The sequence below is a fragment of the Synechococcus sp. H55.8 genome, assembly GCF_047462375.1.
Lineage (GTDB): Bacteria > Cyanobacteriota > Cyanobacteriia > Thermostichales > Thermostichaceae > Thermostichus.
Genome location: NZ_JANSJC010000015.1, coordinates 11,770 through 34,204 on the forward strand (window position 1 = coordinate 11,770; position 22,435 = coordinate 34,204).

At 59.7% G+C, this 22,435-nt stretch carries 24 protein-coding genes and 1 pseudogene; 20 read left to right on the forward strand and 5 right to left on the reverse strand.

The genetic code is table 11. The annotated features are described in order from the left end of the window. Positions 1 to 104 precede the first annotated feature (104 nt). The 5 genes from grxD to NW862_RS07825 all read left to right on the forward strand — a co-directional run bounded on the left by grxD (position 105) and on the right by NW862_RS07825 (position 4,184). On the forward strand, positions 105 to 443 hold the full coding sequence (gene grxD / locus NW862_RS07805) for a Grx4 family monothiol glutaredoxin (RefSeq protein ID WP_414334165.1): 339 nt from the start codon (positions 105 to 107) through the stop codon (positions 441 to 443). A gap of 17 nt (positions 444 to 460) precedes the next feature. Then, the gene (locus tag NW862_RS07810) at positions 461 to 760 is read left to right on the forward strand and encodes a BolA family protein (RefSeq protein ID WP_414334146.1); all 300 of its coding nucleotides are present in this window, start codon (positions 461 to 463) and stop codon (positions 758 to 760) included. A 44-nt stretch (positions 761 to 804) separates the two neighbouring features. After that, entirely contained in the window at positions 805 to 1,161 is a 357-nt protein-coding gene (locus NW862_RS07815; protein ID WP_414334147.1) for a phage holin family protein, read from the forward strand. 295 nt (positions 1,162 to 1,456) lie between these two features. Further along, complete coding sequence (locus tag NW862_RS07820) at positions 1,457 to 3,013, forward strand: B12-binding domain-containing radical SAM protein (RefSeq protein ID WP_414334149.1); 1,557 nt, start codon at positions 1,457 to 1,459, stop codon at positions 3,011 to 3,013. Between the two features lie 16 nt (positions 3,014 to 3,029). Then, positions 3,030 to 4,184 carry a SpoIID/LytB domain-containing protein gene (locus tag NW862_RS07825; RefSeq protein ID WP_414348909.1) on the forward strand — a complete coding sequence of 385 codons (1,155 nt, stop codon included), beginning with the start codon at positions 3,030 to 3,032 and terminating at the stop codon, positions 4,182 to 4,184. A gap of 190 nt (positions 4,185 to 4,374) precedes the next feature. Here NW862_RS07825 and topA read toward each other — a convergent pair whose 3' ends face one another. Beyond that, a complete protein-coding gene (topA, locus tag NW862_RS07830; protein WP_414334151.1) occupies positions 4,375 to 7,167 on the reverse strand; it encodes a type I DNA topoisomerase in 2,793 nt (930 codons plus the stop codon). 176 nt (positions 7,168 to 7,343) lie between these two features. Here topA and NW862_RS07835 point away from each other — a divergent pair, with 176 nt between their 5' ends. The 3 genes from NW862_RS07835 (at position 7,344) to NW862_RS07845 (ending at position 9,741) form a co-directional block, all read left to right on the forward strand. Then, entirely contained in the window at positions 7,344 to 7,784 is a 441-nt protein-coding gene (locus NW862_RS07835) for a VOC family protein (protein WP_414334153.1), read from the forward strand. A gap of 84 nt (positions 7,785 to 7,868) precedes the next feature. Further along, entirely contained in the window at positions 7,869 to 8,843 is a 975-nt protein-coding gene (locus NW862_RS07840) for a CobW family GTP-binding protein (protein ID WP_414334155.1), read from the forward strand. A 49-nt stretch (positions 8,844 to 8,892) separates the two neighbouring features. Further along, positions 8,893 to 9,741, forward strand: a complete 849-nt coding sequence (locus NW862_RS07845; protein WP_414334157.1) for a hypothetical protein — start codon at positions 8,893 to 8,895, stop codon at positions 9,739 to 9,741. Here the strand turns inward: NW862_RS07845 and NW862_RS07850 are convergent. Together NW862_RS07850 and NW862_RS07855 are read right to left on the reverse strand one after the other, a co-directional pair. Next, on the reverse strand, positions 9,738 to 10,103 hold the full coding sequence (locus NW862_RS07850) for a response regulator (protein WP_414334158.1): 366 nt from the start codon (positions 10,101 to 10,103) through the stop codon (positions 9,738 to 9,740). The two genes, NW862_RS07845 and NW862_RS07850, sit on opposite strands and share 4 nt — an antisense overlap. 395 nt (positions 10,104 to 10,498) lie before the next feature. Continuing rightward, positions 10,499 to 11,440: an NAD(P)H-dependent glycerol-3-phosphate dehydrogenase gene (locus NW862_RS07855; protein ID WP_414334160.1), complete on the reverse strand. Its 942-nt coding sequence runs from the start codon at positions 11,438 to 11,440 to the stop codon at positions 10,499 to 10,501. Between the two features lie 117 nt (positions 11,441 to 11,557). Here NW862_RS07855 and NW862_RS07860 point away from each other — a divergent pair, with 117 nt between their 5' ends. Then, positions 11,558 to 12,490, forward strand: a complete 933-nt coding sequence (locus tag NW862_RS07860; RefSeq protein WP_414341544.1) for an alpha/beta fold hydrolase — start codon at positions 11,558 to 11,560, stop codon at positions 12,488 to 12,490. Between the two features lie 93 nt (positions 12,491 to 12,583). Further along, positions 12,584 to 12,973, forward strand: a complete 390-nt coding sequence (gene gcvH, locus NW862_RS07865; RefSeq protein WP_414336960.1) for a glycine cleavage system protein GcvH — start codon at positions 12,584 to 12,586, stop codon at positions 12,971 to 12,973. 26 nt (positions 12,974 to 12,999) lie between these two features. Here gcvH and NW862_RS07870 read toward each other — a convergent pair whose 3' ends face one another. Further along, positions 13,000 to 13,881, reverse strand: a complete 882-nt coding sequence (locus tag NW862_RS07870; RefSeq protein WP_414367891.1) for a diguanylate cyclase domain-containing protein — start codon at positions 13,879 to 13,881, stop codon at positions 13,000 to 13,002. A 222-nt stretch (positions 13,882 to 14,103) separates the two neighbouring features. Here NW862_RS07870 and NW862_RS07875 point away from each other — a divergent pair, with 222 nt between their 5' ends. The 8 genes and pseudogenes from NW862_RS07875 to NW862_RS07910 all read left to right on the forward strand — a co-directional run. Beyond that, positions 14,104 to 14,508 (forward strand): DUF3119 family protein, encoded by a 405-nt coding sequence (locus NW862_RS07875; RefSeq protein ID WP_414335610.1) that lies wholly within the window; start codon positions 14,104 to 14,106, stop codon positions 14,506 to 14,508. Next, complete coding sequence (gene pgeF, locus NW862_RS07880) at positions 14,505 to 15,341, forward strand: peptidoglycan editing factor PgeF (protein WP_414335612.1); 837 nt, start codon at positions 14,505 to 14,507, stop codon at positions 15,339 to 15,341. The genes NW862_RS07875 and pgeF overlap by 4 nt, the downstream gene beginning before the upstream one ends. A gap of 93 nt (positions 15,342 to 15,434) precedes the next feature. Continuing rightward, positions 15,435 to 15,734, forward strand: a complete 300-nt coding sequence (locus NW862_RS07885; RefSeq protein WP_414335614.1) for a hypothetical protein — start codon at positions 15,435 to 15,437, stop codon at positions 15,732 to 15,734. 64 nt (positions 15,735 to 15,798) lie between these two features. Then, complete coding sequence (locus NW862_RS07890; RefSeq protein ID WP_414335615.1) at positions 15,799 to 16,239, forward strand: DUF6464 family protein; 441 nt, start codon at positions 15,799 to 15,801, stop codon at positions 16,237 to 16,239. After that, positions 16,229 to 16,936 (forward strand): orotidine-5'-phosphate decarboxylase, encoded by a 708-nt coding sequence (gene pyrF, locus NW862_RS07895; protein ID WP_414335617.1) that lies wholly within the window; start codon positions 16,229 to 16,231, stop codon positions 16,934 to 16,936. The genes NW862_RS07890 and pyrF overlap by 11 nt, the downstream gene beginning before the upstream one ends. Positions 16,937 to 17,057: 121 nt before the next feature. After that, on the forward strand, positions 17,058 to 17,582 hold the full coding sequence (locus NW862_RS07900; protein WP_414335619.1) for a hypothetical protein: 525 nt from the start codon (positions 17,058 to 17,060) through the stop codon (positions 17,580 to 17,582). Positions 17,583 to 17,844: 262 nt separating this feature from the next. Further along, positions 17,845 to 18,786 (forward strand): hypothetical protein, encoded by a 942-nt coding sequence (locus NW862_RS07905; RefSeq protein ID WP_414335620.1) that lies wholly within the window; start codon positions 17,845 to 17,847, stop codon positions 18,784 to 18,786. A 505-nt stretch (positions 18,787 to 19,291) separates the two neighbouring features. Further along, positions 19,292 to 19,420, forward strand: a pseudogene (locus tag NW862_RS07910) (RNA-guided endonuclease TnpB family protein); the annotation flags it as partial. Between the two features lie 108 nt (positions 19,421 to 19,528). Here NW862_RS07910 and NW862_RS07915 read toward each other — a convergent pair. Next, on the reverse strand, positions 19,529 to 20,044 hold the full coding sequence (locus tag NW862_RS07915) for a TIGR02652 family protein (RefSeq protein WP_414335622.1): 516 nt from the start codon (positions 20,042 to 20,044) through the stop codon (positions 19,529 to 19,531). A gap of 336 nt (positions 20,045 to 20,380) precedes the next feature. Between NW862_RS07915 and rimP the strand changes: the two genes are divergently transcribed. Then, positions 20,381 to 20,854 (forward strand): ribosome maturation factor RimP, encoded by a 474-nt coding sequence (gene rimP, locus NW862_RS07920; protein WP_414335623.1) that lies wholly within the window; start codon positions 20,381 to 20,383, stop codon positions 20,852 to 20,854. A gap of 159 nt (positions 20,855 to 21,013) precedes the next feature. Beyond that, complete coding sequence (nusA, locus tag NW862_RS07925) at positions 21,014 to 22,387, forward strand: transcription termination factor NusA (RefSeq protein WP_414335625.1); 1,374 nt, start codon at positions 21,014 to 21,016, stop codon at positions 22,385 to 22,387. Positions 22,388 to 22,435: the final 48 nt, after the last annotated feature.

Below are 22,435 nucleotides of genomic sequence, written 5' to 3' on the forward strand. Positions count from 1 at the left end.
CCGTGGGGAGAGTGCCAAGCATGTTAGAAGTGAATCAAAATGAGATCACGATAGGAGCCTGGTTTGCCTGTCGTCTGTTGTTGTCATAGTGGCTGAATACCATGCTGGATCCCCTTTTGGAAGAGAAAATCCGTGACCAAATCCGCACCCACAAGGTGCTGATCTACATGAAAGGCACCCCAGAGATGCCCCAGTGTGGGTTTTCCTATGCCGCCGTTCGTGTGCTGGAGAGTCTGGGCTTTCCCTACACGGCGATCAACGTGCTCGAGGATCCCGAAATTCGTCAGGGGATCAAAGAGTTTTCCAACTGGCCTACTATCCCGCAGATCTATATTGACGGCGAGTTTGTGGGCGGCTGCGACATCCTGCAAGAGATGCACGCCCGCAACGAGTTGCGCCCTCTGGTCGAGGCGGCTTTTGCCAAGGCCGGCGCCCAACCTTGAGGGCCGCAGGGGATCCCATGCTCACCTCGGATCGCCTGCGACAGCTCTTGGCTGAGAAGCTGCAAGCCCTCTACGTCCACGTGGAGGACGAGTCGCACCGCCATGCTGGCCATGGGGGACGGCAACAGGGATCCGGGGGGCACTACCGCGTGCAGGTGGTGTCGCCCCTGTTTGCCGGCAAAACTCCTCTGCAACGGCATCGCCTGGTGTACGCCGCCCTGGCCGAACAGATGGGTCAGGGCATTCATGCACTGGCGTTGCAAACTTACAGCCCCGAAGAGGTCTCTGCAGAAGGGATCCCTAAGCAGATCGGCTAGCATAGGGGGCAAGATTGCGGCCCTGTTGGGGCAGAGGAGGGAGCATGGCAACTCTGTTGGCCACCTGGCTGATGTCAGCCTTGAGCGTGATGATTTTGGCTTGGCTTTTGCCCGGGATCCACGTCTCTGGGTTTGGGGGTGCTTTGGTGGCAGCTCTGGCCATTGGCCTGGTCAATGGTTTGGTGAGGCCGTTTCTCCGGTTGATTACCCTGCCGATTACAGTTCTTACCCTGGGTTTGTTTTGGCTAATTTTGAACGGCATTTGCCTGGCCATCGCCGACAAGCTGGCCGGGGATGCCTTCAATATCGATAACTTTGGTTGGGCGTTCCTCGGCGCGATAGTACTTTCCGTCGTCAGTGGCTTGGTTCAGCGTGTTTTTGAGCAAGGTGTGCAGAGCTAACTGTTCCGTAGCCATAGAAGGCCGGAGTCGATACTATTTTCTCAGAAAAATTGAGGCAATGCTTTCTCTTCAGTAACCCCTAAAGATCAACCTAGATTCTTAGTTAACAATTGTCCAGAAAAGTTTTTTGAAGGTTTAGGCACCCAGAGGGTTTGCCAGTCCACAGTTTGCTAATACGAAGGAAATATTGCCAGCAAGCATCTCACAAAAGTTTTTGCGTCAGCTTTATCTGAGGCTATTTGTTAGGAGTGCTGAACAAATGGAATCCTTAATCTGCGATTAGGAGCTGATGGGTATGAAGGCGTTGCTGCTCTATCCCCGCTTTCCCAAGTCTTTCTGGTCTTACAATCGCACCATCGAGATGGTGGGGCTAAAAGCGCTGATGCCGCCGCTGGGCCTGATCACCGTTGCCGCTCTGTTGCCCCAGGATTGGGAGATTCGCTTTGTGGATCGCAATGTCGCCCCCGAGACGGAGGCCGATTGGCAGTGGTGCGACCTGGTGATCCTGTCGGCCATGCTGGTGCAGAAGCAAGACTTTCACGCACTCATTCGCAAAGCGGTGCAGTTGGGCAAAAAAGTAGCTGTGGGCGGCCCCTATCCGACTTCTGTGCCCCAAGATGCCCTGGAATCCGGGGCTCACTATTTGGTTTTGGACGAAGGAGAAGAGACCATACCGGCTTTTGTCAAGGCTCTAGAATCTGGGCAAGAAGCGGGCATTTTTCGAGCCACAGAAAAGCCAGACGTCACCCAAAGCCCCCTGCCGAGATTTGACCTGCTGCGCATGGATCAATACTTCATGATGTCGGTGCAATTCTCGCGGGGTTGCCCCTTTAATTGTGAGTTTTGTGACATCATCTCTCTTTATGGGCGCAAGCCGAGAACCAAGGAGCCAAGCCAAATGCTGGCCGAGCTGCAAGCCCTCTACGACCTGGGCTGGCGAGGCTCGATTTTTGTGGTAGATGACAACTTTATCGGCAATCAGCGCAACGTCAAGCGATTTTTACGCGAGCTGATCCCGTGGAGCAAGGAGCATAACTATCCATTTACCTTTATGACAGAGGCTTCTGTCAACCTAGCTGAAGATGAAGAGTTGATGCAGTTGATGGTAGAAGCGGGGTTCTATGCGGTCTTTCTGGGTATTGAGACCCCAGACCAAGACAGCTTACAGATGACTCAAAAGCTACAGAATACCCGCCACCCCCTGGTAGAGGCTTGTCGCAAGATCAACGATGCCGGGCTGTTGATCTACGCCGGGTTTATTCTGGGCTTTGACGGAGAGCGGCCAGGTGCGGGGGAGCGCATCCAGGCTTTTGTCGAGCAGACCGGTATTCCTCAGCCGATGTTGGGGATTTTACAGGCTCTACCCAACACCCAACTGTGGAATCGCCTCAAAAAAGAGCAGCGGTTGCTGGAGGGGATCGGCGTCACCGAGTTTGGGGATCAAAACACGCTGATGAACTTTATTCCCACCCGTTCTCCATCTGAAATTGCCCGGGAATATCTGGAAAGTTTTTGGAAGTTGTATGAGCCGGCGCGATATCTCTCTCGCTGTTTGCAACAGTGCCTGAGTATCGGCACTAAAGTAGGTCGGCAACAAGCAATGCGGCTGCCCCTTCACAAAGGGATCTATCTGCTTCTACAACTCATCTGGCGGCAAGGGATCCTTCATCCCCAAATTCGCGCCCAATTTTGGCAACAGCTATGGACGATCTGGCGCCAGAAACCGAGCCTGCTGAACCTATATCTGGGCCTCTGTGCTGCGGGGGAGCATTTTTGGGAATATCGAGAACTGGCGCGCGCCCGCCTCAGCCAACAACTGGGATACGATCCTTTGCTGGCCAGCTCATCATAATCTCCGGGCGGGGCCGATGCGGCGACGACAGTTGGCGGTGATGGGGCTGGGATCCCTGTGGGCCCTTTGGGGAGGCTCTCTGCAGGCCCAGACCGCTGGAGATTGGTTGGCCGTGGAGCTGTTCAGCCGCTGGGGCGCGGATCCCTTGGCCCAACTGGAGCTGAGCGGCCCCTTTGTTTTAAATCAGCAGCCCTTTCCGGCAGGGATCTGGAAGCTGCAGGTTCACCGCCAAGCGCTGATTTTGAGCGGGCCGGGCCAGCCCCGTCGCTACTCGGGATCCCTTTGGCTGCAAGGAGGGGGGCTGCGTCCTGCGGCGGGAGAGGAGCGTCGCTACCGTGGCTTGATCCAGATTCGCCCAAGCGGCCCAGAGCGCCTGCACCTGCTGAACTGGGTACAACTGGAAGACTACCTGCTGGCCTTGGTGCCCGGCGAAATGCCTGCCGATTGGCCAGCCGCCGCTTTGCAGGCCCAAGCCATCCTGGCCCGTACCCTGGCCGTTCCCCATCTGCGCCCCGCTCCAAGAAGAGAATGGCCCTCTACCCCGGCAAGGCCATTGCAAGATTCCACCGCCCACCAGTTCTACGGGGGCCTGGCCTATGAGACGGCGGCGACCACGGCTGCGGTGCGGGCAACCCAGGGGCAGATCCTAACCCATGCCGGCCAGCCGGTAGAGGTTCTGTTTCACTCCACCTGTGGCGGCCACACCAGCGCCAACCAAGATATTTTTGCCCCACCCGCCCGTCCCTACCTGCAAGGGGTGAGTTGCGAAGGGTGTCGCGCTTCCCCCTTCTATGGCCCCCACAGTGTCCGGCTCAGCCGACAAGAGTTGGAGCAAGCCCTGGGCAGCGCCGAGTTAGAGATCCTGCAATCGGATCCCTGGGGGCGCCCTCTGCGCATCCGCGTCGGATCTCGGTTATTTACCGGACAGGAGTTTGTGTTGCACCTCGGGCAAACCCTAGGGTGGGGGATCCTGCCCAGCAACCGCTTTACCCTCAAACGCCTCGAGCCAAAGGCCGGCCAGCCGGAATCGTACCTTTTCACCTATCGGGGAGCCGGGCACGGGGTGGGTCTATGTCAGTGGGGAGCCCGCGGCCTGGCCGAACAGGGCTACACAGCGTCGCCCATCCTCAACCACTACTTCCCCGGCACCCAGGTGACACCGTTGAGCTGATGAAACATCTCTCCACAGCGTTATTGCTACGCAACACTGTCGCGAACTCCCCTCTCCCTCTGGGAGAGGGGACGGGGGTGAGGGTGCCTCTGGGAGAGGGGACGGGGGTGAGGGTAGCGGCGCAGATACCGACTCCTTAGATCCACCACAAGCAGGGGATCTGGTGCCATCCCAGCTTGAGAAGCTGTCCTCAGGAAAGAGCTTTGGGAGTGACCTTCAAAATGGTGGAACGGGATCTAGACGGAGCTGAACCATTCGCCTGGGGCTCCTTGGCCATCCCACCGCCGGTGGAAGCTGCTTGTGCTCCGCGCCGCTTCCGCAGGCCAGCCGCCTCGGCCTGCTGGCCTGTAACGCTGGAAGCAGTCTTCGCTTGGGTTTTGCTTGCAGCGGAGTCGGCTTTGCCGGTTGAGCGGCTTTTTTTCTTGCCATCGGCAGCAGAACCTTCTTTTTCGGCCAACACCTGCAGGGCCATTTCCAGGGTGACCGCTTCGGCAGGGAGCTCCTTGGGCAAAGAAGCATTGACCTTGCCGTGTTTGACATACAGCCCGTAGGGGCCGTCGTGCAGATTGACCGGCTCGCCGTCCTCAGGATGGGATCCCAGCTCGCGCAGGGGTTTGGCCGAGCCGCGCCCACGGCCTTTTTTGGGCTGGGCCAGCAGCTCCAGCGCCCGCTCTAGGCTGATGGTCAGCACATCCTCATCGGCGGGCAGAGAACGAAAATCCCCGTCGCAGACCACGTAGGGGCCGAAGCGGCCAATCCCTGCTTGCACCTTTTTCCCCGATTCCGGGTGCTCCCCCAACGTGCGGGGCAGGCTGAGCAACCCCAGGGCAATCTCAGGGGTGACCTGCTCCGGCTTTAGCCCTTTGGGCAGGGAGGTGCGCTTGGGCTTCTTGTTCTCCTCCGACACCTCCCCCAATTGCACATAGGGGCCGTAGGGACCCTGGGGAATCACGTAGACCGGCTCTTGGGTTTCCGGGTGGAAGGTGATGGGCTTGGGGCCCTCCTGTTTGCGCTTGATCAGCTCCGCTACATGTTCGGCGCTGAGATCGGCGGGGGGAATCTCCTCCGGCAGGTTGGCGCGCACCTCTCCCGATTCAGTCTCTACTGCTACATAAGGGCCGTAGGGGCCGATGCCGATCTTGACGGGCAGGTTCTCCAGGTGAATGGAGCGGGCCAGGCCAGAGTCGATTTCCAGCTCGCGCGCCTTCACCTGGCCTTCTAGGCCCTGCTCTCCCAGAAAGAAATGGCGCAAATAGGGCAACCAGTCTGCCTGGCCAGAAGCGATGTCATCGAGGGTTTGCTCCATCTCGGCGGTGAAGCGGGTATTCACCAAGTTGGGAAAGTATTTTTCCAGCAGCTCGGTCACTGCAAAAGCGGTGTAGGTGGGCACGAGGGCATTCCCCATCGACCTCACGTAGCCACGGCTCATGATCGTGTTCAAGATGGTGGCGTAGGTGCTGGGACGGCCAATGCCCTCGCTTTCCAACACCTTGACCAGGGAAGCTTCCGTATAGCGGGCGGGGGGCTGGGTCTCGTGGCCGACGGGTTCGAGCTTCCGGCAGCGGAGGGGATCCCCCTGCCGCAAGCGGGGCAGATGCACCTCCCGATCTTCCAGAGCCGCCTCCGGGTCGTCGGATCCCTCCACATAGGCGCGGAAGAAGCCGGGAAAATCGATGCGCTTGCCGCTGGCCCGAAACACCGCATCGTCCACCGCGATGAGCACGATGGTGTGGGTCTGTCGTGCTTCGGCCATTTGGCTGGCGACGGTGCGCTTCCAGATCAGGTCGTAGAGGGCCAGCTCCTGCCCTGTGAGCGGGGTTTGGCTGGGCAGGCGAAACTCCGACCCGGCGGGACGAATGGCCTCGTGGGCTTCTTGCGCCCCTTTGGTTTTGGTGGTGTACTGGCGCGGTTCGGGGCTGAGGTACTCCTTGCCGTACATCGACTCCACGCAGGCGCGGGCGGCGCGGATGGCCTGTTCCGACAGGTGTACCGAGTCGGTGCGCATGTAGGTGATGTAGCCCTCTTCGTAGAGCTTTTGGGCGATGCGCATCGTCTGCTGGGCGGACAGGTGTAGCTTGCGGTTGGCCTCCTGCTGCAGCGTGGAGGTGGTAAAAGGAGGGGCGGGCTTGCGGGTGGAGGGGCGCTCTTCGACCGAGCTGACGACCCAAGCTTTCCCCAGCAGGCGATCCCGTAGGGCCTCGGCCTGGGCTTGATCCAACAGCACCACATCCCGCCCGGCCATGAGCTGCCCGGTGCTGGGATCGAAGTCTTGCCCGCCGGCCAGGCGCTTGCCGGCCAGGCTCACCAGCTCTGCTGGAAAGACGCTCTGCCGCTCCTGCGGGGAAGTGCTCGGTTGCAGCTCCGCCTTCAGATCCCAGTAGGAGGCTTTTTTGAAGGCGCGCCGCTCCCGCTCCCGATCCACCAAGAGCTTGACCGCCACCGACTGCACCCGCCCTGCTGAGAGTTTGGGGGCAATTTTTTTCCACAGCAGCGGCGACAGGGTGTAGCCCACCAGGCGATCCAAGATGCGGCGGGTCTCCTGGGCACGCACCAGTTGCTCGTCCACCTGGCGGCAGTTTTGCAGCGCCTCTTGAATGGCCTCGCGGGTGATCTCGTGAAACACCATGCGGCGGGTGGGCACCTTGGGTTGCAGCACCTGTTGCAAATGCCAGCTAATGCTTTCCCCTTCGCGATCCTCGTCGGTGGCCAGGATCAGCTCGTCGGCTTTCTTGAGGGCTTCCTTCAGTTCCTTGACCACTTTCTTCTTGTCTTTGGGGATCACGTAGAGGGGCTCGAAGTCGGCGTGGACATTGACCCCCAGGCGGCTCCACTCTTCACCCTTCAATTCTTCTGGGATTTCAGATGCCGAATCGGGGAGATCCCGCACATGTCCCATCGAGGCCTGAACTTCGTACCCTGCGGGCAAGAATCCACGGATGGTGCGGGCTTTGGTGGGAGATTCGACAATGACCAGCTTAGGCATGATGATGTTGTTGTTGGCAGCAATTGGCTGAGGTTGCCAGGGCCAGCGTACACCACAAGAGGTGCTTAAAATAGATGGCCTACTTCTCTGGAGCCTAGCAAGTCTATCTGCGCTTGACTAGCGGTCATCGGCGATTGATTCCAGGGATCTGCCCCCACCTGGCTCTTTGTACGACCATGAAACTGCATCATTTTTCCATTCGCACTGCCGATATTTTCCGCTCCATCGCCTTTTACGAGGGGCTGGGCTTGGCTGTGGAAGAACGCTTCACTGCCGGGATCACGTTGGCCTGCTGGATGCGTGGTCCCTGGGGGCGCCTAGAGCTGATGCAGGTGCCCCAGCCCCAGCCGGCTCCCGATCCCTTTGGGGATCCCCACTATGTGGGCTACTACCATCCCTCTTTGGAGATCGGCCCTGAATGGGGATCCCTGGCCGGCTATTTAGAACATCTACAAGCGCAAGTCCCCCTTACCCTGCTGCTCCCGCCCCAGCTCCAGCAGATCGGCCATCAAACTTATGAGGTAGCCTTCATCGCCGATCCCGATGGCCTGCCGATTGAGTTGCTGCGTTTGCAGGGATCCCCGGAATCCCAGCAGTTGGGCAAGGAAGGCTGTTGAATTTGCCGTTGGGTGGGATCCTGCAATTGGGCCTGAAGCTAAGCTGGTAAGGCCTGTGGGGAACTTGAGCAAGGATGGGTTGGCTTGTTTACTGAACTGGCGATGAAAGCTCAGCTTCCGGTTACCGTCTTGACGGGCTTTTTGGGCAGTGGTAAGACCACCCTGCTCAAGCGCATCCTGCAGGAAAAGCATGGGCTGCGCATTGGGGTTATTCTCAACGAGTTTGGCGAAATTTCCATCGATGGCGAGCTGGTCAACCTGCCCGAAGAGGGGCTGATGCAGCTGAGTAATGGTTGCCTCTGTTGCACGGTGCGGGCAGATTTTGAACGGGCAGCCCGAGAGCTGCTGCAGCAGGCCCAGGCGTTGGACTACCTGGTGGTGGAAACCAGCGGGGTGGCGGATCCCAGGCAGGTGACGGAGCTGTTTGTGCAAGAGACTTTTCATGAGGACTTGCGCCTCGATGGCGTGGTGACCCTGGTGGATGGGGCCGAATACTGGCACAACTTCCGGCGCTCGCAAACCGCCGCCCACCAGATCAGCAGTGCTGACATCCTGCTGCTCAACAAGGTGGACTTGATCACCCCTATCGAACAAGAGCAGATCCTTGCCGATCTGCGCCGCTACAACCCCGATGCCCCTTGCCTGCTCACCACCCATGCCCAAGTCCCCCTGACCCGCATTTTGGATGTGCATGCCTTCCGTCCAGAAGGGTGGGATCCCAAACTTCCCGATTTGGAAGCCGAGGCACACCCTAGCCATCACCTCGCAGAAGACGGGATCCAATCGGTGAGCTTTCAACTGCAGCAGCCGCTGGATTTGATGGCTTTTCGCGACTGGCTACAAGACTTGCCGGAGACGATTTTTCGCGCCAAAGGGGTGCTGTGGGTTGTGGACGAGCCGCAGCGGGTTATCTTTCATCAGGTAGGCCAGCGGCAAACCCTCTTCTTGGAACGGGACTGGGATGTGGAAGAGCCTCGCCTGTCCAAAATTGTGTTGATCGGCAAAGGGCTAGAGCGAGAACAGTTGGCTGCCGACCTCAGCCGGGTCGCCGCTGGTTAGGGATCCTCGTCATGGCTATTTTTTCAGTTCGTGGATGGGGTGAATTGGGATGGCTCGCAGCAAGCTTTCGGAGCAAGAACAACAGCAAATTGTCAGCGCCTACCGCGGCTCAGCAGCGACCGCCGTCGAATTGGCCGAGCAATTTCAAGTGAGCGTCACCACCATCACCCGCGTGTTGAAGGAAAATATCGCTGCCGATGAGTACCAGCGGTTGATTCAGCTCAAACGCTCGGCTGCCCGCCGCAAAGACATAGAGGAAAAAGTGGCCGTTGGCCAGATCGCAGCTTTGGAGCAGCAGCTCTTGCCGCTGTCTCCATCTGGGGATCCCCCCGCAGCCGCCACACCCCCCAATGGTGAAGAGCCGAACACAAACGACGCACCCATCGGCGGGATAGAAGAGTCTTTGCCAGAACTGCAGTTGGCGGCTGAGCTTCAGGAAGATCTAGAGGATATCGACGACGAGGAGGAAACCGAAGAAGACAGTGACCTCGAAGACGAGGACGACTCCGACTATTTCCCAGAAGACGAGCCGGAAGCAGACCACCTCGCCGATCCCGGCTATCAAGTTCAGGTGTTACCCCTGGAAGAGCTCACCCCGCCGGAAACCTGTTATGTCGTTGTTGACCGCTACCAGGAGCTGACCACTCGCCCCCTCAAGGAATTCTTTGGCCCCGGATCTGTGCCCGTCGAAGGGATCGATAACGCCAATACGCTGCCCATTTTCGACAACCACAAGGTGGCCCGTCGCTTTTCCGAAATGAGCCGCCGCGGCAGCAACACCTACCCCCCCTATCGGGTGATCCAGTTTCCCGGCTACATTCTGGACATTGTGCGCACCCAATTGCAAAAAAAAGGCATCACCCATCTGCTCGTAGATGGGCAGATCTACAGCCTCTAGGTCAGTTGGGCGGCAATCGCTCTCAACAGGTGGGTTTGGTCGATGGGCTTGGTTAGGTAGGCGTCAGAGCCGAGCCGTAGCCCTTGTTCAATGGCTTCTTGGGAGGTTTTGGAGGAGAGAAAGACGAAGGGGATGTGGGCCGTGGACTGATCCCATCGCAAGGCATCTAACACGCCATAGCCGTTCAGCTTGGGCATGACCACATCGCACAACACCAAATCCGGCATAAGCGCGCGCACCATCTGTAGGCCTTCCTCGCCATCGGTGGCCGCCACCGTGTCGTACCCAGCCCGCTGCAACACCTTCTGCAGATAGGTGCGGATAGAGGGTTCGTCTTCAATCACCAAGATGCGTTTGGACATGTGGCTTCGTAGACAAGCAAACGATAGTCTCCCCCAACCTGTCGGGCTGGCTGTCAGCTTCAACCGAGAGCCCAGTTGATGCGGGAACGAACAGAGAAGCTATAAAGGCAGCATAGGAAAACTCTGAGGAAAAAAACTCCGCCAAATGGCTCATTCTGGCACCCCAACCCTCTGCAGAAATCCTGATACGGTGCAGAACCTCCTTCCTCATCCGCAGATTTGCGCTTATGGTCATTATCAAATAGCAATGAAACGTTTCTCTCCGTCTATCCCTAACTCCCCTCTCCCTCTGGGAGAGGGGCAGGGGGTGAGGGCTGGGAGAGGGGCAGGGGGTGGTCGCGTGAGCGGCGCGGAGCGCTTGGGCACCTCTGGGAGAGGGGCAGGGGGTGAGGGGCCTATTCCGAGGTCAGTTGTCGCTCCATCAGCCTGGCCAGGGCGGCAGTGGGAGTGGTCTGCCCCTGCAGCAACCGGTGAACCTCTTGGGTAATGGGCACCGGGATCCCGTGTTGGGCGGCGATCTTGACCACAACAGGGGCGGTGTAAACCCCTTCGGCGGTGCCCTCGATGGCGGCCAAAACCTGGGACAAAGGACTACCCTGGCCCAATCCGTAGCCCACCCGGTAGTTGCGGCTCAGAGGGCTGTGGCAGGTGGCCAGCAGATCTCCCAGCCCCGACAGGCCGTTGAAGGTCTCAGGTCGCGCCCCCAGCTTGGATCCCACCCGGATCATCTCTGCCAGGCCGCGGGTGACCAGAGCCGCACGGGCATTGGCCCCCAGTTGCAAGCCGTCACACACTCCAACAGCGATGGCGATAACATTTTTCAAGGTGCCCCCCAGCTCCACCCCCAAGGGATCGCTGCTGGTGTAGAGGCGAAACCGTTCCGAAGCCAGGGCCTGTTGTACCTGCATAGCTGCCCAGGGTTCCCGGCTGGCCACCACTGCCGCTGCCGGCAAGCCCTGACGGATTTCCGCCGCAAGGTTGGGCCCTGAAAGCACCACCAGGGGCTGCTCTGGGAAAGTGGCCCCCCAAATTTGGGCAGGGGTCAGAAGCTGCAGCGGATCCAGCCCTTTGGTGGCCGAGACCACAATCGCTTGGGGAGGGATCCCCACCTGGCGCACCGCTTCCACCACAGGGCGCACCCCCGCCATGGAGACTGCCGAGATGAGCATTTGGGATCCCGGTAGCACTTCTTCGAGATCCAGACCCTTGCGCCGATCCCAAACCTGCACCCGGTGCCCTTGGGCTTGGGCCAGCAGAGCCAGTGTGCTTCCCCAGGCTCCCGCCCCCAGAATGGCGATGCTCTGGGGAGAGGTCGGGCGTTGGACTTCTGTCTTCATCGCACCTCTCCAGCCGTAGCCTCTCTCCTAGGGTGCCTCTGGCTAACCCCTCTAAAAAAGTCTTCACCGTTGGGAGGAAGAGCAAGGGCAAAGGTTAGTATGAGTGGATACCAAATCATGGGTTCAGAATCGAGAACAAAGGAGATGACAGAAGCAGGGATCCAACGCCTTCCTGCTGAGGTGGCTGCCAAGATGGGGAGTTGGCGGCACGGCTATGCCCTGACCAATGGCATTCAACTGCACTATGTCACCCAGGGGGAAGGGGAGCTGGCGATCTTGTTACACGGTTTCCCGGAGTTTTGGTACTCCTGGCGCCACCAGATCCCGGTGTTGGCGCAGCGATTTCGCGTGGTGGCCCCTGACCTGCGCGGCTACAACGACTCCGACAAACCGGATCACGGCTACGACCTGGATACCCTCACCGAGGATGTCCGCGGCCTGTTGCATCACTTTGGGGCCCAGAAGGCGGTGGTCGTGGCCCACGACTGGGGGGGAGCCATTGCCTGGCACTGGGCGCAATTTTTCCCGCACGAGATCCGCAAGCTGGCCGTTCTCAATTCTCCCCACCCAGCCTGCTTTCGGCGGGAGTTCTTGAGCAACTTGGATCAACTGCGGCGCAGCTGGTATCTGTTCTTTTTTCAGTTGCCTTGGCTGCCAGAGTGGGTGCTGCAGTGGGATTTGGGAGATTGGGTGCGGCGCATTTTCCAAGAAACCTCGGTGCGCAAAAGCGCCTTCACCCGCCACGATCTGCAGCTCTACCAAGAGGCCCTCGCCAAACCCAAGGTGCTCACCTCTGCCCTCAACTACTACCGCCAGCTTTTTAACCTGCCCACCTTGCAGAACCTGTTTTTGCAGCCCATGCGGCAGATCCTCGCCCCCACCCTGCTCATCTGGGGCGAAGAAGACTTTGCCCTCAGCCGCGAGCTGACCGAGGGGATGGATCCCTTTTTCCCCAACGGCCTGCGCAAGGAGTACATCCCCGAATGCGGCCACTGGGCACAGCAAGAGGCGCCGCAAACCGTGAATCGACTGCTGATGGAGTTTCTCTAGCCAGCGGGGGAATGGCCGGGCTGGGGATCCGCCCTTTACCATCTCCAAGGGTTCACCCTAGAATAATCCACTGAATTCTACGGGAGAACCGGCATGGCCCTGGAGTATCCATCCCACCTGCGCTACGTGGACACCCACGAGTACATCCATGTCGAGGATGATATTGCGGTGATCGGGATCACGGCTTATGCCGTCGATCAGCTTGGGGACATTGTTTTCGTCGGCCTGCCCGAAGAAGGCACCGAGATTGAAAAAGGCGAGAGCTTTGGCTCGGTCGAGTCGGTCAAGGCGGTCGAAGATCTCTATGCCCCCCTGTCGGGAGAAGTGGTGGCCGTCAATACGGCAGTGGTGGATAGCCCGGAGAGCATTGCCGACGATCCCTATGGCGATGGCTGGCTGATCAAGGTGCGCATCGCCAACCCCGAAGATCTCGAAGACACCATGAGCGCTGAAGCCTACGCCAGCCTGGTAGAGGGGTCGTAAACTTAACTGCAACGGCTGGCCTTGAGCTACCGGAAAAGCTCTCGGTTGCCACCCTCGGCCTTAGCTCGGTAGAGAGCCTTGTCGGCAGCAGCCAGCAGACTTTGCGGGTCGGCTCGTTCTCCCAGCTCCAGCAGAGAGGCGATGCCTACGCTGCAGCTCAGGTGGGTGGTCTCCGCCCCTACCTGCACCGACAGCAACTGGACGGCCTGCCGCAAGCGCTCTTTTAACCCCAAGATTTGGGGGTTCGGGATCCCGCGTACCAAGAGGGCAAATTCATCGCCCCCCAGCCGGGCCAGCAGATCCTCGCGACGAACTTGGGCCTGCAATTGTCGTGCCACCCGGATCAAGGTTTGATCCCCAACCCAGTGCCCCCAGCGATCGTTGATTTGCTTGAACCCATCCAAGTCCAGATAGAGCACGTGGAGGGGAATGTGATGGCGAAGCGCAAAAGGGATCTCCAGCTCCAGTTGCTCCAGGAAAAAACGGCGGTTGTGCAAGCCGGTCAGCGGGTCGTAGAGGGCGGCAGTGGCCATTTGCGAAAAGAACGCTGCTTCTGCCGCGTCGTAGTGGGCAAACTTGAGGGTGGTGGCCCCCACTTGAATGCGATCTCCATCTTTCAGAAGAATGCGGCTGATGCGTTTGCCGTTGACGTAGGTACCGTTGAGGCTCTCTAGATCGGTGAGAACATACCCCTCGCCTTCTCTCTCCAGCCGACAGTGCTGCCGGGAGACGGCGTGGTCGGATAGCTGAATATCTGCTTGGTGGCTGCGCCCCAAAACTCCCCCACTTGCCATAGGAAAGGTCATGCCCACATTGGCACCGCTGATCACCGTCAGAAAGGCCGCAGTCGGCTCGGCCTGGGAGCCGCGCTCGTAGGGGGGGATCCGCGTGGTTGGTTCCTCTGGCATCGGAAGGAGAGGCTCTGGAGGCATGGCCCGACAAGTTGTAAGTTGTATCAAAGTATAAGTTAAGTTAGCAACACCCCTGCCTATATCCGTATTATGCCGGTTTTCCCGCGGGCCTGTTTGTGCGTGAGGGGTGCATAAGAGTTGTCTTGCCAGTTCTGATCCGAAGGGTTGCCGAGGCAGCCTAGAATGGGGCTGGGATCCTTAATCCAGGAGAAGCGGGGCATGACAAGACCCAATTCTGCCCACCTGTTGACCCCAGATTTTCGCCTCAGCCTGTCGGTGCTGGCCTTGGCAGTGCCGTTGTTTTGGCTTTCTTTTTGGGCGGGGCTGGGGGTGGGCCTGTTTGGCCTGTTTTTGATGGTGCAGACCTCTTTGATTGGGCTGGCCTTTACCAGGACGGCGCTGCAGGTCTACAGCGGCCCCAAACGCATCCGCGAGTTCCCCTATAGCGAGTGGCAGGATTGGCAAATTTTCTGGCCGCCGCTGCCGGTTTTGTTCTTTTTCCGAGAAACCCAGAGCATTCATTTTTTGCCGATGCTGTTTAACCCTGCCGAGCTGAAAATGTGCCTGGAAGAGCGGTTGGGCCATCTCCACCCACGACGAAAGTCTCATGGCTCCCGCCAATGATTGGCTCTGCCGTGTGGGTTTGGCGGCAGGCAGGGAGATGGCGCTGGCTGGAGTGTCAGCTTTTGGCAGAGTGGCCTCACGCTTTTGGCTCTCGCCAAGGCCATCCTCACCTCCCGTCCCAGTTGGCCGCCCGGCTGCAACTGCCCCCTGAACGGGCCACGTGGGGCCATCAGGTGCACGGCTGCAACTGGATTTGGGCAGATGAGGGCACGGAAACCCTCAGGCAAAAAAGACCCGGTCAAGGGATCTCTACCCGTTCTCAGGCGGATGCAGTCATTGCCCGCCGCCAAGGGGATTCTGCCTGGGTATGCACCGCTGACTGTGTGCCGATTTTGCTGGCCAGTCGAGGATGGGTGGCGGCCGTTCATGCCGGCTGGAGAGGAACTGCTGGGGGGATTTTGTCCAAGGTGCTGCGGGAGTTTCTCCGGGCGGGGATCCCTGCTGCCGCGATTCGCGTTGCCATCGGGCCTTCTATTTCGGGGTCGGTCTATCAGGTGTCAGAAGAAGTGGCCGAGCAGGTGCTGAAAAGCCTGCCTCTGGGGCTGGACACCCGCGCCGCCCTGTTGCCGGATCCTCTGCCCGGCAAAGTTCGTTTGGATCTGCGCTGGGTCAATTGTGCCCAAGCCCAAGCCCAAGGGATCCCCTCTGAACAGATTGCCGTCAGCCCCCATTGCACCCTCAGCCAACCCCAAGATTTCTTTTCCTACCGCCGCGATGGATCCCTGAAGGATGAGCAGGGCCGTCATTGCGTGCAGTGGTCGGGCATTGGCCTGCGGCTGTCAGCATGCTCCAGTCGGCTCTGCCCAGAAGAACAGGAACAACAGTGGCTATAATTGCGCTCAAGACAGAGCCCTATAGCTTTTTCACTAACCGGCGAGGATCCCATGTTTCGTAGTGCCGCCCTTTGCGGATTGTCTGGGATGGTCTTGGCCCTCACACTCGTTTCGACCCAAGGGGCAAGAGCCCAAACCTCTCTGACCGGCATCAACCGTGACAGCGTGCTGCAACTAAACCTTGGGTCGGGACGCAGCCGCCCTCGGGCCCCTGTGGGCGGTTCAGGTTCTGAGGAAGGCCGGGATCCCGCTGCTCCCTCGCCGCAGATGTGGGCTGAATGGCATATTCGCGCCAATGTCTGTACCGGCAACCTATCTACAGAAGAGTTGGCGGAGCTGTTTCCATTGGTCAACCAAGCTCTGGTGGATGCCGTCTGCCAGGGAGGAAGTTAAGAGGAAGTTAAAGATCGCCCAGGTTGGCAGTAAGGTAAAGAAGGAGCCTCTAGGTCGCTGCTGCATGGATTTTGAGAAGCTATTGGAGGAATGGGTGGCAGCCTTCACCCAAGCGGCGGAAGAAAGCCTCGCCGCTTTGGAAACAGCCCTGACAGAACTGACGGAACACCTGGCCGTGCCTCTCCAAGAAACCCTGCGGCAGTGGGAAGCGCTCTGGAATCTGGAGGAGGAACTGGAGCCAGAACCTTGCGAGGAAACCTTCAACCCTTCTGTGGGCGAATCTTTCAGCAGCAGCCGTTTCTTCGTCAGCCCGATAGGATTTGGTGGCCTGGTTGTTTATACCTACGTGGCTTCGCCGCCCGACTCCATCGGGGATCCCACCTGTCGCTACAATGCCCATTCTCCAGAGTTGCGCTGTGCCGTCAATCCGCACGGCCCCTGTGAAGGTTGCCCCCACTACGAGCCCCGGAACGTGAGCCCTGGAATGAGTCGCGATGAAGGGTGACCGCCTGATTGTTGCCCTGGATACCTCTTCTTGGGAGCAGGCTGTGGGGTGGGTGGACGCTTTGCCGCAGGTGCTGTGGTGGAAGGTGGGCCTGGAGTTGTTCTCTGCTGCGGGTTCCTCTATCCTCCAGGCTCTCAAGGAAAGGGGCAAGCGCATTTTTCTGGATTTGAAGCTGCACGACATTCCCCACACGGTGGGACGGGCTACGGAGGTGGCCGTCGGCTATGGGGTGGATCTGCTCACCGTCCATGCTTGCGGTGGCAGTGCTATGTTGCGGGCAGCCGTGGCCGCCGCCCAGGGCAGTTCCTGTCGGCTGTTGGCAGTGACCCTCTTAACCAGCCTCGGCCCCGACCAGGTGCGGCAGGAGCTGGGCATTGAACGGGATCCTGGCGACTACGTTTTACAATTGGCCCGACTGGCCCTGGATCAAGGTGTGAAGGGGCTGGTCTGCTCCCCGCAGGAAGTGGGGCGGCTGCGCCAGGCTTTGGGGCCGGAGGTTCTGCTGGTTACTCCAGGGATCCGTCTGAGCGACGCCAGGGTGGGGGATGGTGGGGATGATCAACAGCGCATCTGCACGCCCGACCAAGCTCTGCGGGCAGGAGCCGACTACCTGGTGGTGGGTCGCCCCATCATTGCTGCTCCGGATCCGGTGGCGGCCTTGCGGCGCTTCCAAGCCTTGTGGGATGCTTCTGGGTGAGAAGGTTGAGGGATTCGCCCGCTGTTGGCTAAGTGGTGCTGTGAGGCAACGACGCCATAGGCCACCTGTCCAGTCCGCCAACGCGAACGGCAGGGGGTGTTGGCTGGGAGTGGGTTTATCGGTGGCTTTGGGCCTGTGCAGCCTTCCTGCCGCCCCGGCCAGCGGAGAAGCCTGTCTGGCTGCTCCTCAGGTTTGGGCTGAGGCTCTAACGGAGCAGTTGCCTCTGTTCCTCAATCTGGCCTTGAGCCGCTCCCGCTCTGAGTTTCAGGTTGTGCTTGTGGGGAAGCCGGAGGTTGAAATGCTCCCTCCTCAGGAGCTGGCTCAGGTTTTCTCGGACACCACAACAGCTGCAGAGGCTTTTCGACTGTATTTCACCACGTTGGAGCGCCGCTTGGTCTTGCCCCAACACCCCCAGGACAACCCCTTGGCCGGTCGGCGCAGCGAAACCCTGCAACTGGCCTACGAGGCCTATGTGCTGCGGGCTAGGTCTGGGGATCCCTGGCAGTTGGTGCGTCTGCAGGTAACCGGAGCGGGGATCCCGATTCGCGATGTAACCGAGGGGCTCACCGCTCAGGCCATCCGTCGCTGGCAGCAGTCGGGTTGCCCCTTGACGGGCGATCTAGAGTTGACTAGACCTTCTCTGTAGGCGGGGAGTTTTGCAAGGCACACAAGGACACTTTCTCCTCCCAGAGGGAGAGGCATTGGATGTTCTGCTGCTGGTCGAATGACCATTCCGTTCAGGAACACAATAGGGCATACCTATGAAGTTTCCCCCCGCCAAACCTCGCCAGGGCAAACGGCTGCCCCGCGGCTCATTTTCCCGACTGCGGTCGTCCAACACGGACAAACATCGCCGCCGACGTCTGGTCGGTTTTGGTTGCATAGGCCACTGGCTGCTTTGGGGCGGGATGGGCCTGCTCTTGGGACAGCGGCTCCGCTCCTGGGGGCAACCGTCTCCGCTGCAGTGGTGGCGCGTTGTGCCCGTGAGCGGCTCTGAGGGATCCTTGCCATCCGGTCAGCCGGAACTGCCCCTCTACCACTGGTTTGCGGATGGCCTAGTGCCCTGGCTGGCTCAGGGAACGGGGATCCCGGCTGGAGAGCTGTTGCGGATCTTCTCGGTCATGGCTTGTTTGGCCATCCTGCTGTTGTGCTGGAGCTGGGGCAACTTCTGGAGTGCCGGGCTGTGGGGACTCAGCCCCTGGGTGCTGACCCAAGGGTTGGAGCCGGGCAGCGAGATTTTGAGCACCTGGGTGTGGCTGTGCAGTTGCGGCGTTGGGCCGGGATCTGCCTTGCGCCGGTGGGGTCTGGCCCTAGCTTGTGCCCTGTCCTATAAGATTTGGCCCTTGGCTTTGCTCTGGGCGGGGCTGTGGACGAGCCAGCAGTGGTCGCGGCAGCCGCTGCGTTCGCGAGGGGCACTTTGGCTGCTTTTGCTGCTGCTGGTGATGGCCCTTTCTTGGCTGGGACGGGTCGATCTACCGGCTGATCCTTCTGCAAGGGTTGCCTATCGCCTCAGCTCCCAAGGTGGCTTGGCCGTTTTGGCGACTTTGATGCTGCCCTTGGGGTTGAGCTTGGTGCGGTTGGGCTGGCCCTGGGCGGAACGGCAACAAGCCTTGCTCAGCTTGGCCGGCCTGGGCCATGTCCTCTGGATGGGGATGCTGGCGACGTGGTTTTGGGATCCCCAAGTGAACAGCCTGCAGCAAAGTGCTCGCTGGGGATTGGTGGGGCTCCCCTTCCTGTGCCTGAGCGCCGGCGGCGTCTTGGCGGAGATCCCCTACCGGGGCTGGCGGCGGGTTTTGGGATCCCTGCTGCTGGGCAGTTCTTTCTTGTTATCGTGGCAATCATTGGCCTAGGCTAGTCTGCATTTTTCTTTTTGTCTTGCTTGCTATGACCCAGACCTCATCATCGCTACGCGACGCTTTTGCGAACGCAGCAGCTCAGCCTCTGTTGCAGACCCTGTTTGCCCAACGGGCGCAGGCTTTGATCCCCCCGCCTTTTGGCGCGGAGATCTAGGGGCGGTGCCGGTGGTGAGCAGTTCTGCCTTTGGACTCGCGTTTGTTTCCCAAGACCGACTTGGCACGGGCCACGGCGGAGGTGTTGGCAGAGGATGGGGACAATGCCCTCAATTATGGCGGCACGTTTGCCGGGTTGATTGAGGTGGTGCTGCAGTTGATGCCGGCTAGAGGGGTGGAGGCCCAACTGGAAAACCTGCTGATCGGCCATCGCTCTGGGCAGATCCTCGGCCTCTTGCCCCAGGTCTTTGTGGAGCCGGGGGATGTGGTGATCGTGGAGGGGCCCACCTTCATGGGGGCGGTCAGCCGTTTTGCGGCGTTTCGCGCTGGCGGGACGGAGTCCTTTGTGATTGCGCTTTTGGGGGCCGCTGTAAACCGACCTAGGGGTTCGTGGTTGGCTTGCCAACTGCAGGGCCTACCATTCGCGTCAGCGGCGCGTAGCGCTAAAACCTCACCCGCCTATGCGGTGGGGTAGTTTATGAGGCTACACCTATCAAGGCATAGCTCTCCCCGATCCGGAGAAAAATCTCAGAGCCGAGGGGGCTTGATGCTCACCGCAACAGCTCCCTGGCCGTTTGTCCTTCTAATCGCAGAACTGCAGCCGGGATTGCGGCTGGCGCATGGCCGGATCCAGCTCGCAGATCAGCTCGAAGTTGATCACTCGCCAGCGCTGCGGTGGTCCACCGGCTCCTTCAGGAAGCTGGGAGCTGAAGCTAACCGGCAGGCCGTAGAGGCGGGGTGGGCCGGGACGGCGATGGGATCCCTGCTCCAGGTAGGGGGTGAGCAAGGGGCGGTAGCGCTCGGCCACGATCACCTGTGTGGCTCGCATCCCTTGCATGCGCAGCCGATCCAATTCTTCATGAATCTCGAAGCGGATCCCATCGGCGTGGGTGTGCTGACGAAACCAGCGGCCTTCCCAAAAACGCCAGCGCCGTCCGGATTGCAGATGTACCAGCTCCTCTTGCTCAGCATCCGCCTCAAAGGCGCCGTGGCGAGGGCAGAGGTAAGTATCGGTCAGCGTGAGGGCCGCAATCGTTTGCCGACAGTGGGGACACTGAATGCTGGGGCCGAAGATCGGGTAGGAAAAGGCAACGGTCATAGGTAACCCCACAAAACGCGGCTGAATAGTCGAGCAAATCCGCAGTTGTCCACATTATAGATGTTGCCTTTTGTGGATCTGGTGCCGATCGCGTGGGCAAAACGCAAGTCAGGATCCCCATGACAAAACCAGACGAGATCTTTTAAAATAGATTGAAGGGAAGCACGCCCAGAGTCTGCACCGGCTCCAGGCAGCTCCCAGGCAATCTCCGCAATGACAACGGGGAGTGGGCAGCGCCCACTTTTTTGCTTTTTGGGGGGCTGAGCGCCCCTGTTGCCGGCACCGGCCCAAGTGGGTTTGGATCTGACAGCAACATAGGTTGGCGACGAGTTGGTTATGGTTCACCCTCTTATTCCACAGTTGGAGAGCTTGGCCCGTCCTGTGGCCGCTCGACTGGGGTATCAATTGGTGCAGATGGTTTTTCACACCAATCAGTATCCACCGGTCTTGCGGGTGGACATCCGTCCGCTGGATCCGGATCAAGAAACCAGCCATGCCGATTGCGAAACCATGAGCCAGGCCTTGGAGGTGGAGCTGGATCGGGTGGATCTGATCCCCGGCCATTATGTGCTGGAGGTCTCCAGCCCCGGCATCACCAACCTGCTCACCAGCGACCGCGACTTTGTGGTTTTCAAAGGATTTGCGGTGCAGGTGACGGTGGATCCGCCCTACAAGGGCAAAACCGTCTGGTCAGGACACCTACTGGGTCGGGATGAGGAGAACGTTGCCCTCTCCCTCAAAGGGCGACGAGTCCAGTTGCCCCGCGCCTCAGTCCAGCGCGTTGTCCTCTCAGAGGCAGAAACCGAGTAGAGGAATGGGGATAGAGAGGACGTTCGGCCGCGAAGTGTGTTGCCCTGTCTTCGCGTCGGAGCTACCTGCTATGCGACGATGCATTTCCCGTCAGGATTGCGGAGCAACAGTGATAGCAGTTTCATCCCAGCTTAAGTTGCATTAGGAGGACAACAGTTTATGTCGATGGTGCCTCTGCCCGGTTTGGCAGAAATGGTGGAGATGATCTCGCGGGAGCGCAACCTGCCCCGCCATGTGGTCACCGATGCCCTGCGAGAGGCGCTGCTCAAAGGCTACGAACGCTACCGCAAAACCATCCAGCGAGATGTCGTTTTTGAAGAAGATCACTTCCGCAACTTCGATGTGGAGTTGGATGTGGAAGCAGGGGGCTTTCGCGTTTTGGCCACCAAAGCCATCGTGGAGCAGGTGCAGGATCCGGATCACGAGATCTCCCTGTACGACGTGCAGCAGGACTATCCAGAAGCCGAAGTGGGCTGGCAGGTCATGAGTGACGTTACCCCACAACAGGCGGAATTTGGCCGCATGGCGGCCATCCAAACCAAGCAGGTGCTGGCGCAAAAGTTACGGGATCAGCAGCGCCGTCTGATTCAGGAAGAGTTCCGCGATCTGGAAAAAACCGTACTGCAGGCACGGGTGCTGCGCATGGAGCGGCAGAAGGTGATCATGGCTGTTTCCAGCGGTTTCGGCCAGCCAGAGGTGGAGGCCGAGCTGCCTAAGAAGGAGCAGTTGGCCAGCGATCGCTACACCCCCAACACGGTGATGAAGGTCTACCTCAAACAGGTTTACCAGGGATCCCGGCGGGGGCCGCAGCTTTTGGTTTCCCGGGCCGATGCCGGCTTGGTGGTCAACCTGTTTGCCAACGAGGTGCCGGAGATCGAAGAGGATATTGTGCGCATCGTGGCGGTGGCGCGGGAGGCCAACCCCCCTTCCCGCAACGTGGGGCCGCGCACCAAGATCGCCGTCGATACGGTGGAGCGAGACGTGGATCCGGTGGGGGCCTGTATTGGCGCAAGGGGATCCCGCATTCAGGCGGTGGTAGCCGAGCTGCGCAACGAGAAAATCGATGTCATCCGCTGGTCGCCGGATCCCGCCACCTACATCGCCAACGCCCTCAGCCCGGCCAAGGTGGTGGAGGTGCGGCTGGTGGATCCGGAAATCCAACAGGCCCACGTGTTGGTGACCGGCGACCAGCTCAGCCTGGCCATCGGCAAAGAGGGGCAGAATGTGCGCCTGGCCGCCCGTCTCACCGGCTGGAAAATCGATATTAAAGAAGTGGAGAGCTACCGGGCGGCGCTAGAGGAGGCGCAAGCGCAGGGGCTGCCCTATCCCTTCATCACGCCGGAGGCTTTGGAACGCTTGCGGCGGCGGGCAGAGCGAGCCGCTCTGGGCCTAGAGGACGAGGAGTACGCAACCAAAGGCCGCTTGGAGGAAGAGAAGTTGGCCACAGACGACAGGCTGGGAGAAGACTGGGTTGAGGAAGACGAGGACTTCGACTACGATGCCGAGTTCGACATCGCCCAGCCCCAAGAGTGAGATCAGGGAGAGCTCTCCTCGCTAGACTTGAGCAGAAGACGTTCTGCG

Excerpts from the sequence above, each read along its gene's own strand:
- NW862_RS07835 (WP_414334153.1), top strand. The coding sequence starts at position 7,344 with ATGAAACTGCATCATTTTTCCATTCGCACTGCCGATATTTTCCGCTCC.
- pyrF (WP_414335617.1), top strand. The coding sequence starts at position 16,229 with ATGAAGGGTGACCGCCTGATTGTTGCCCTGGATACCTCTTCTTGGGAG.
- NW862_RS07845 (WP_414334157.1), top strand. The coding sequence starts at position 8,893 with ATGGCTCGCAGCAAGCTTTCGGAGCAAGAACAACAGCAAATTGTCAGC.
- NW862_RS07870 (WP_414367891.1), bottom strand. The coding sequence starts at position 13,881 with ATGCCAGAGGAACCAACCACGCGGATCCCCCCCTACGAGCGCGGCTCC.
- NW862_RS07850 (WP_414334158.1), bottom strand. The coding sequence starts at position 10,103 with ATGTCCAAACGCATCTTGGTGATTGAAGACGAACCCTCTATCCGCACC.
- NW862_RS07825 (WP_414348909.1), top strand. The coding sequence starts at position 3,030 with ATGCGGCGACGACAGTTGGCGGTGATGGGGCTGGGATCCCTGTGGGCC.
- NW862_RS07815 (WP_414334147.1), top strand. The coding sequence starts at position 805 with ATGGCAACTCTGTTGGCCACCTGGCTGATGTCAGCCTTGAGCGTGATG.
- NW862_RS07860 (WP_414341544.1), top strand. The coding sequence starts at position 11,558 with ATGGGTTCAGAATCGAGAACAAAGGAGATGACAGAAGCAGGGATCCAA.
- gcvH (WP_414336960.1), top strand. The coding sequence starts at position 12,584 with ATGGCCCTGGAGTATCCATCCCACCTGCGCTACGTGGACACCCACGAG.
- NW862_RS07810 (WP_414334146.1), top strand. The coding sequence starts at position 461 with ATGCTCACCTCGGATCGCCTGCGACAGCTCTTGGCTGAGAAGCTGCAA.
- NW862_RS07820 (WP_414334149.1), top strand. The coding sequence starts at position 1,457 with ATGAAGGCGTTGCTGCTCTATCCCCGCTTTCCCAAGTCTTTCTGGTCT.
- NW862_RS07890 (WP_414335615.1), top strand. The coding sequence starts at position 15,799 with ATGGATTTTGAGAAGCTATTGGAGGAATGGGTGGCAGCCTTCACCCAA.
- NW862_RS07855 (WP_414334160.1), bottom strand. The coding sequence starts at position 11,440 with ATGAAGACAGAAGTCCAACGCCCGACCTCTCCCCAGAGCATCGCCATT.
- pgeF (WP_414335612.1), top strand. The coding sequence starts at position 14,505 with ATGATTGGCTCTGCCGTGTGGGTTTGGCGGCAGGCAGGGAGATGGCGC.
- NW862_RS07905 (WP_414335620.1), top strand. The coding sequence starts at position 17,845 with ATGGGCCTGCTCTTGGGACAGCGGCTCCGCTCCTGGGGGCAACCGTCT.
- topA (WP_414334151.1), bottom strand. The coding sequence starts at position 7,167 with ATGCCTAAGCTGGTCATTGTCGAATCTCCCACCAAAGCCCGCACCATC.
- NW862_RS07915 (WP_414335622.1), bottom strand. The coding sequence starts at position 20,044 with ATGACCGTTGCCTTTTCCTACCCGATCTTCGGCCCCAGCATTCAGTGT.
- nusA (WP_414335625.1), top strand. The coding sequence starts at position 21,014 with ATGTCGATGGTGCCTCTGCCCGGTTTGGCAGAAATGGTGGAGATGATC.
- rimP (WP_414335623.1), top strand. The coding sequence starts at position 20,381 with ATGGTTCACCCTCTTATTCCACAGTTGGAGAGCTTGGCCCGTCCTGTG.
- NW862_RS07875 (WP_414335610.1), top strand. The coding sequence starts at position 14,104 with ATGACAAGACCCAATTCTGCCCACCTGTTGACCCCAGATTTTCGCCTC.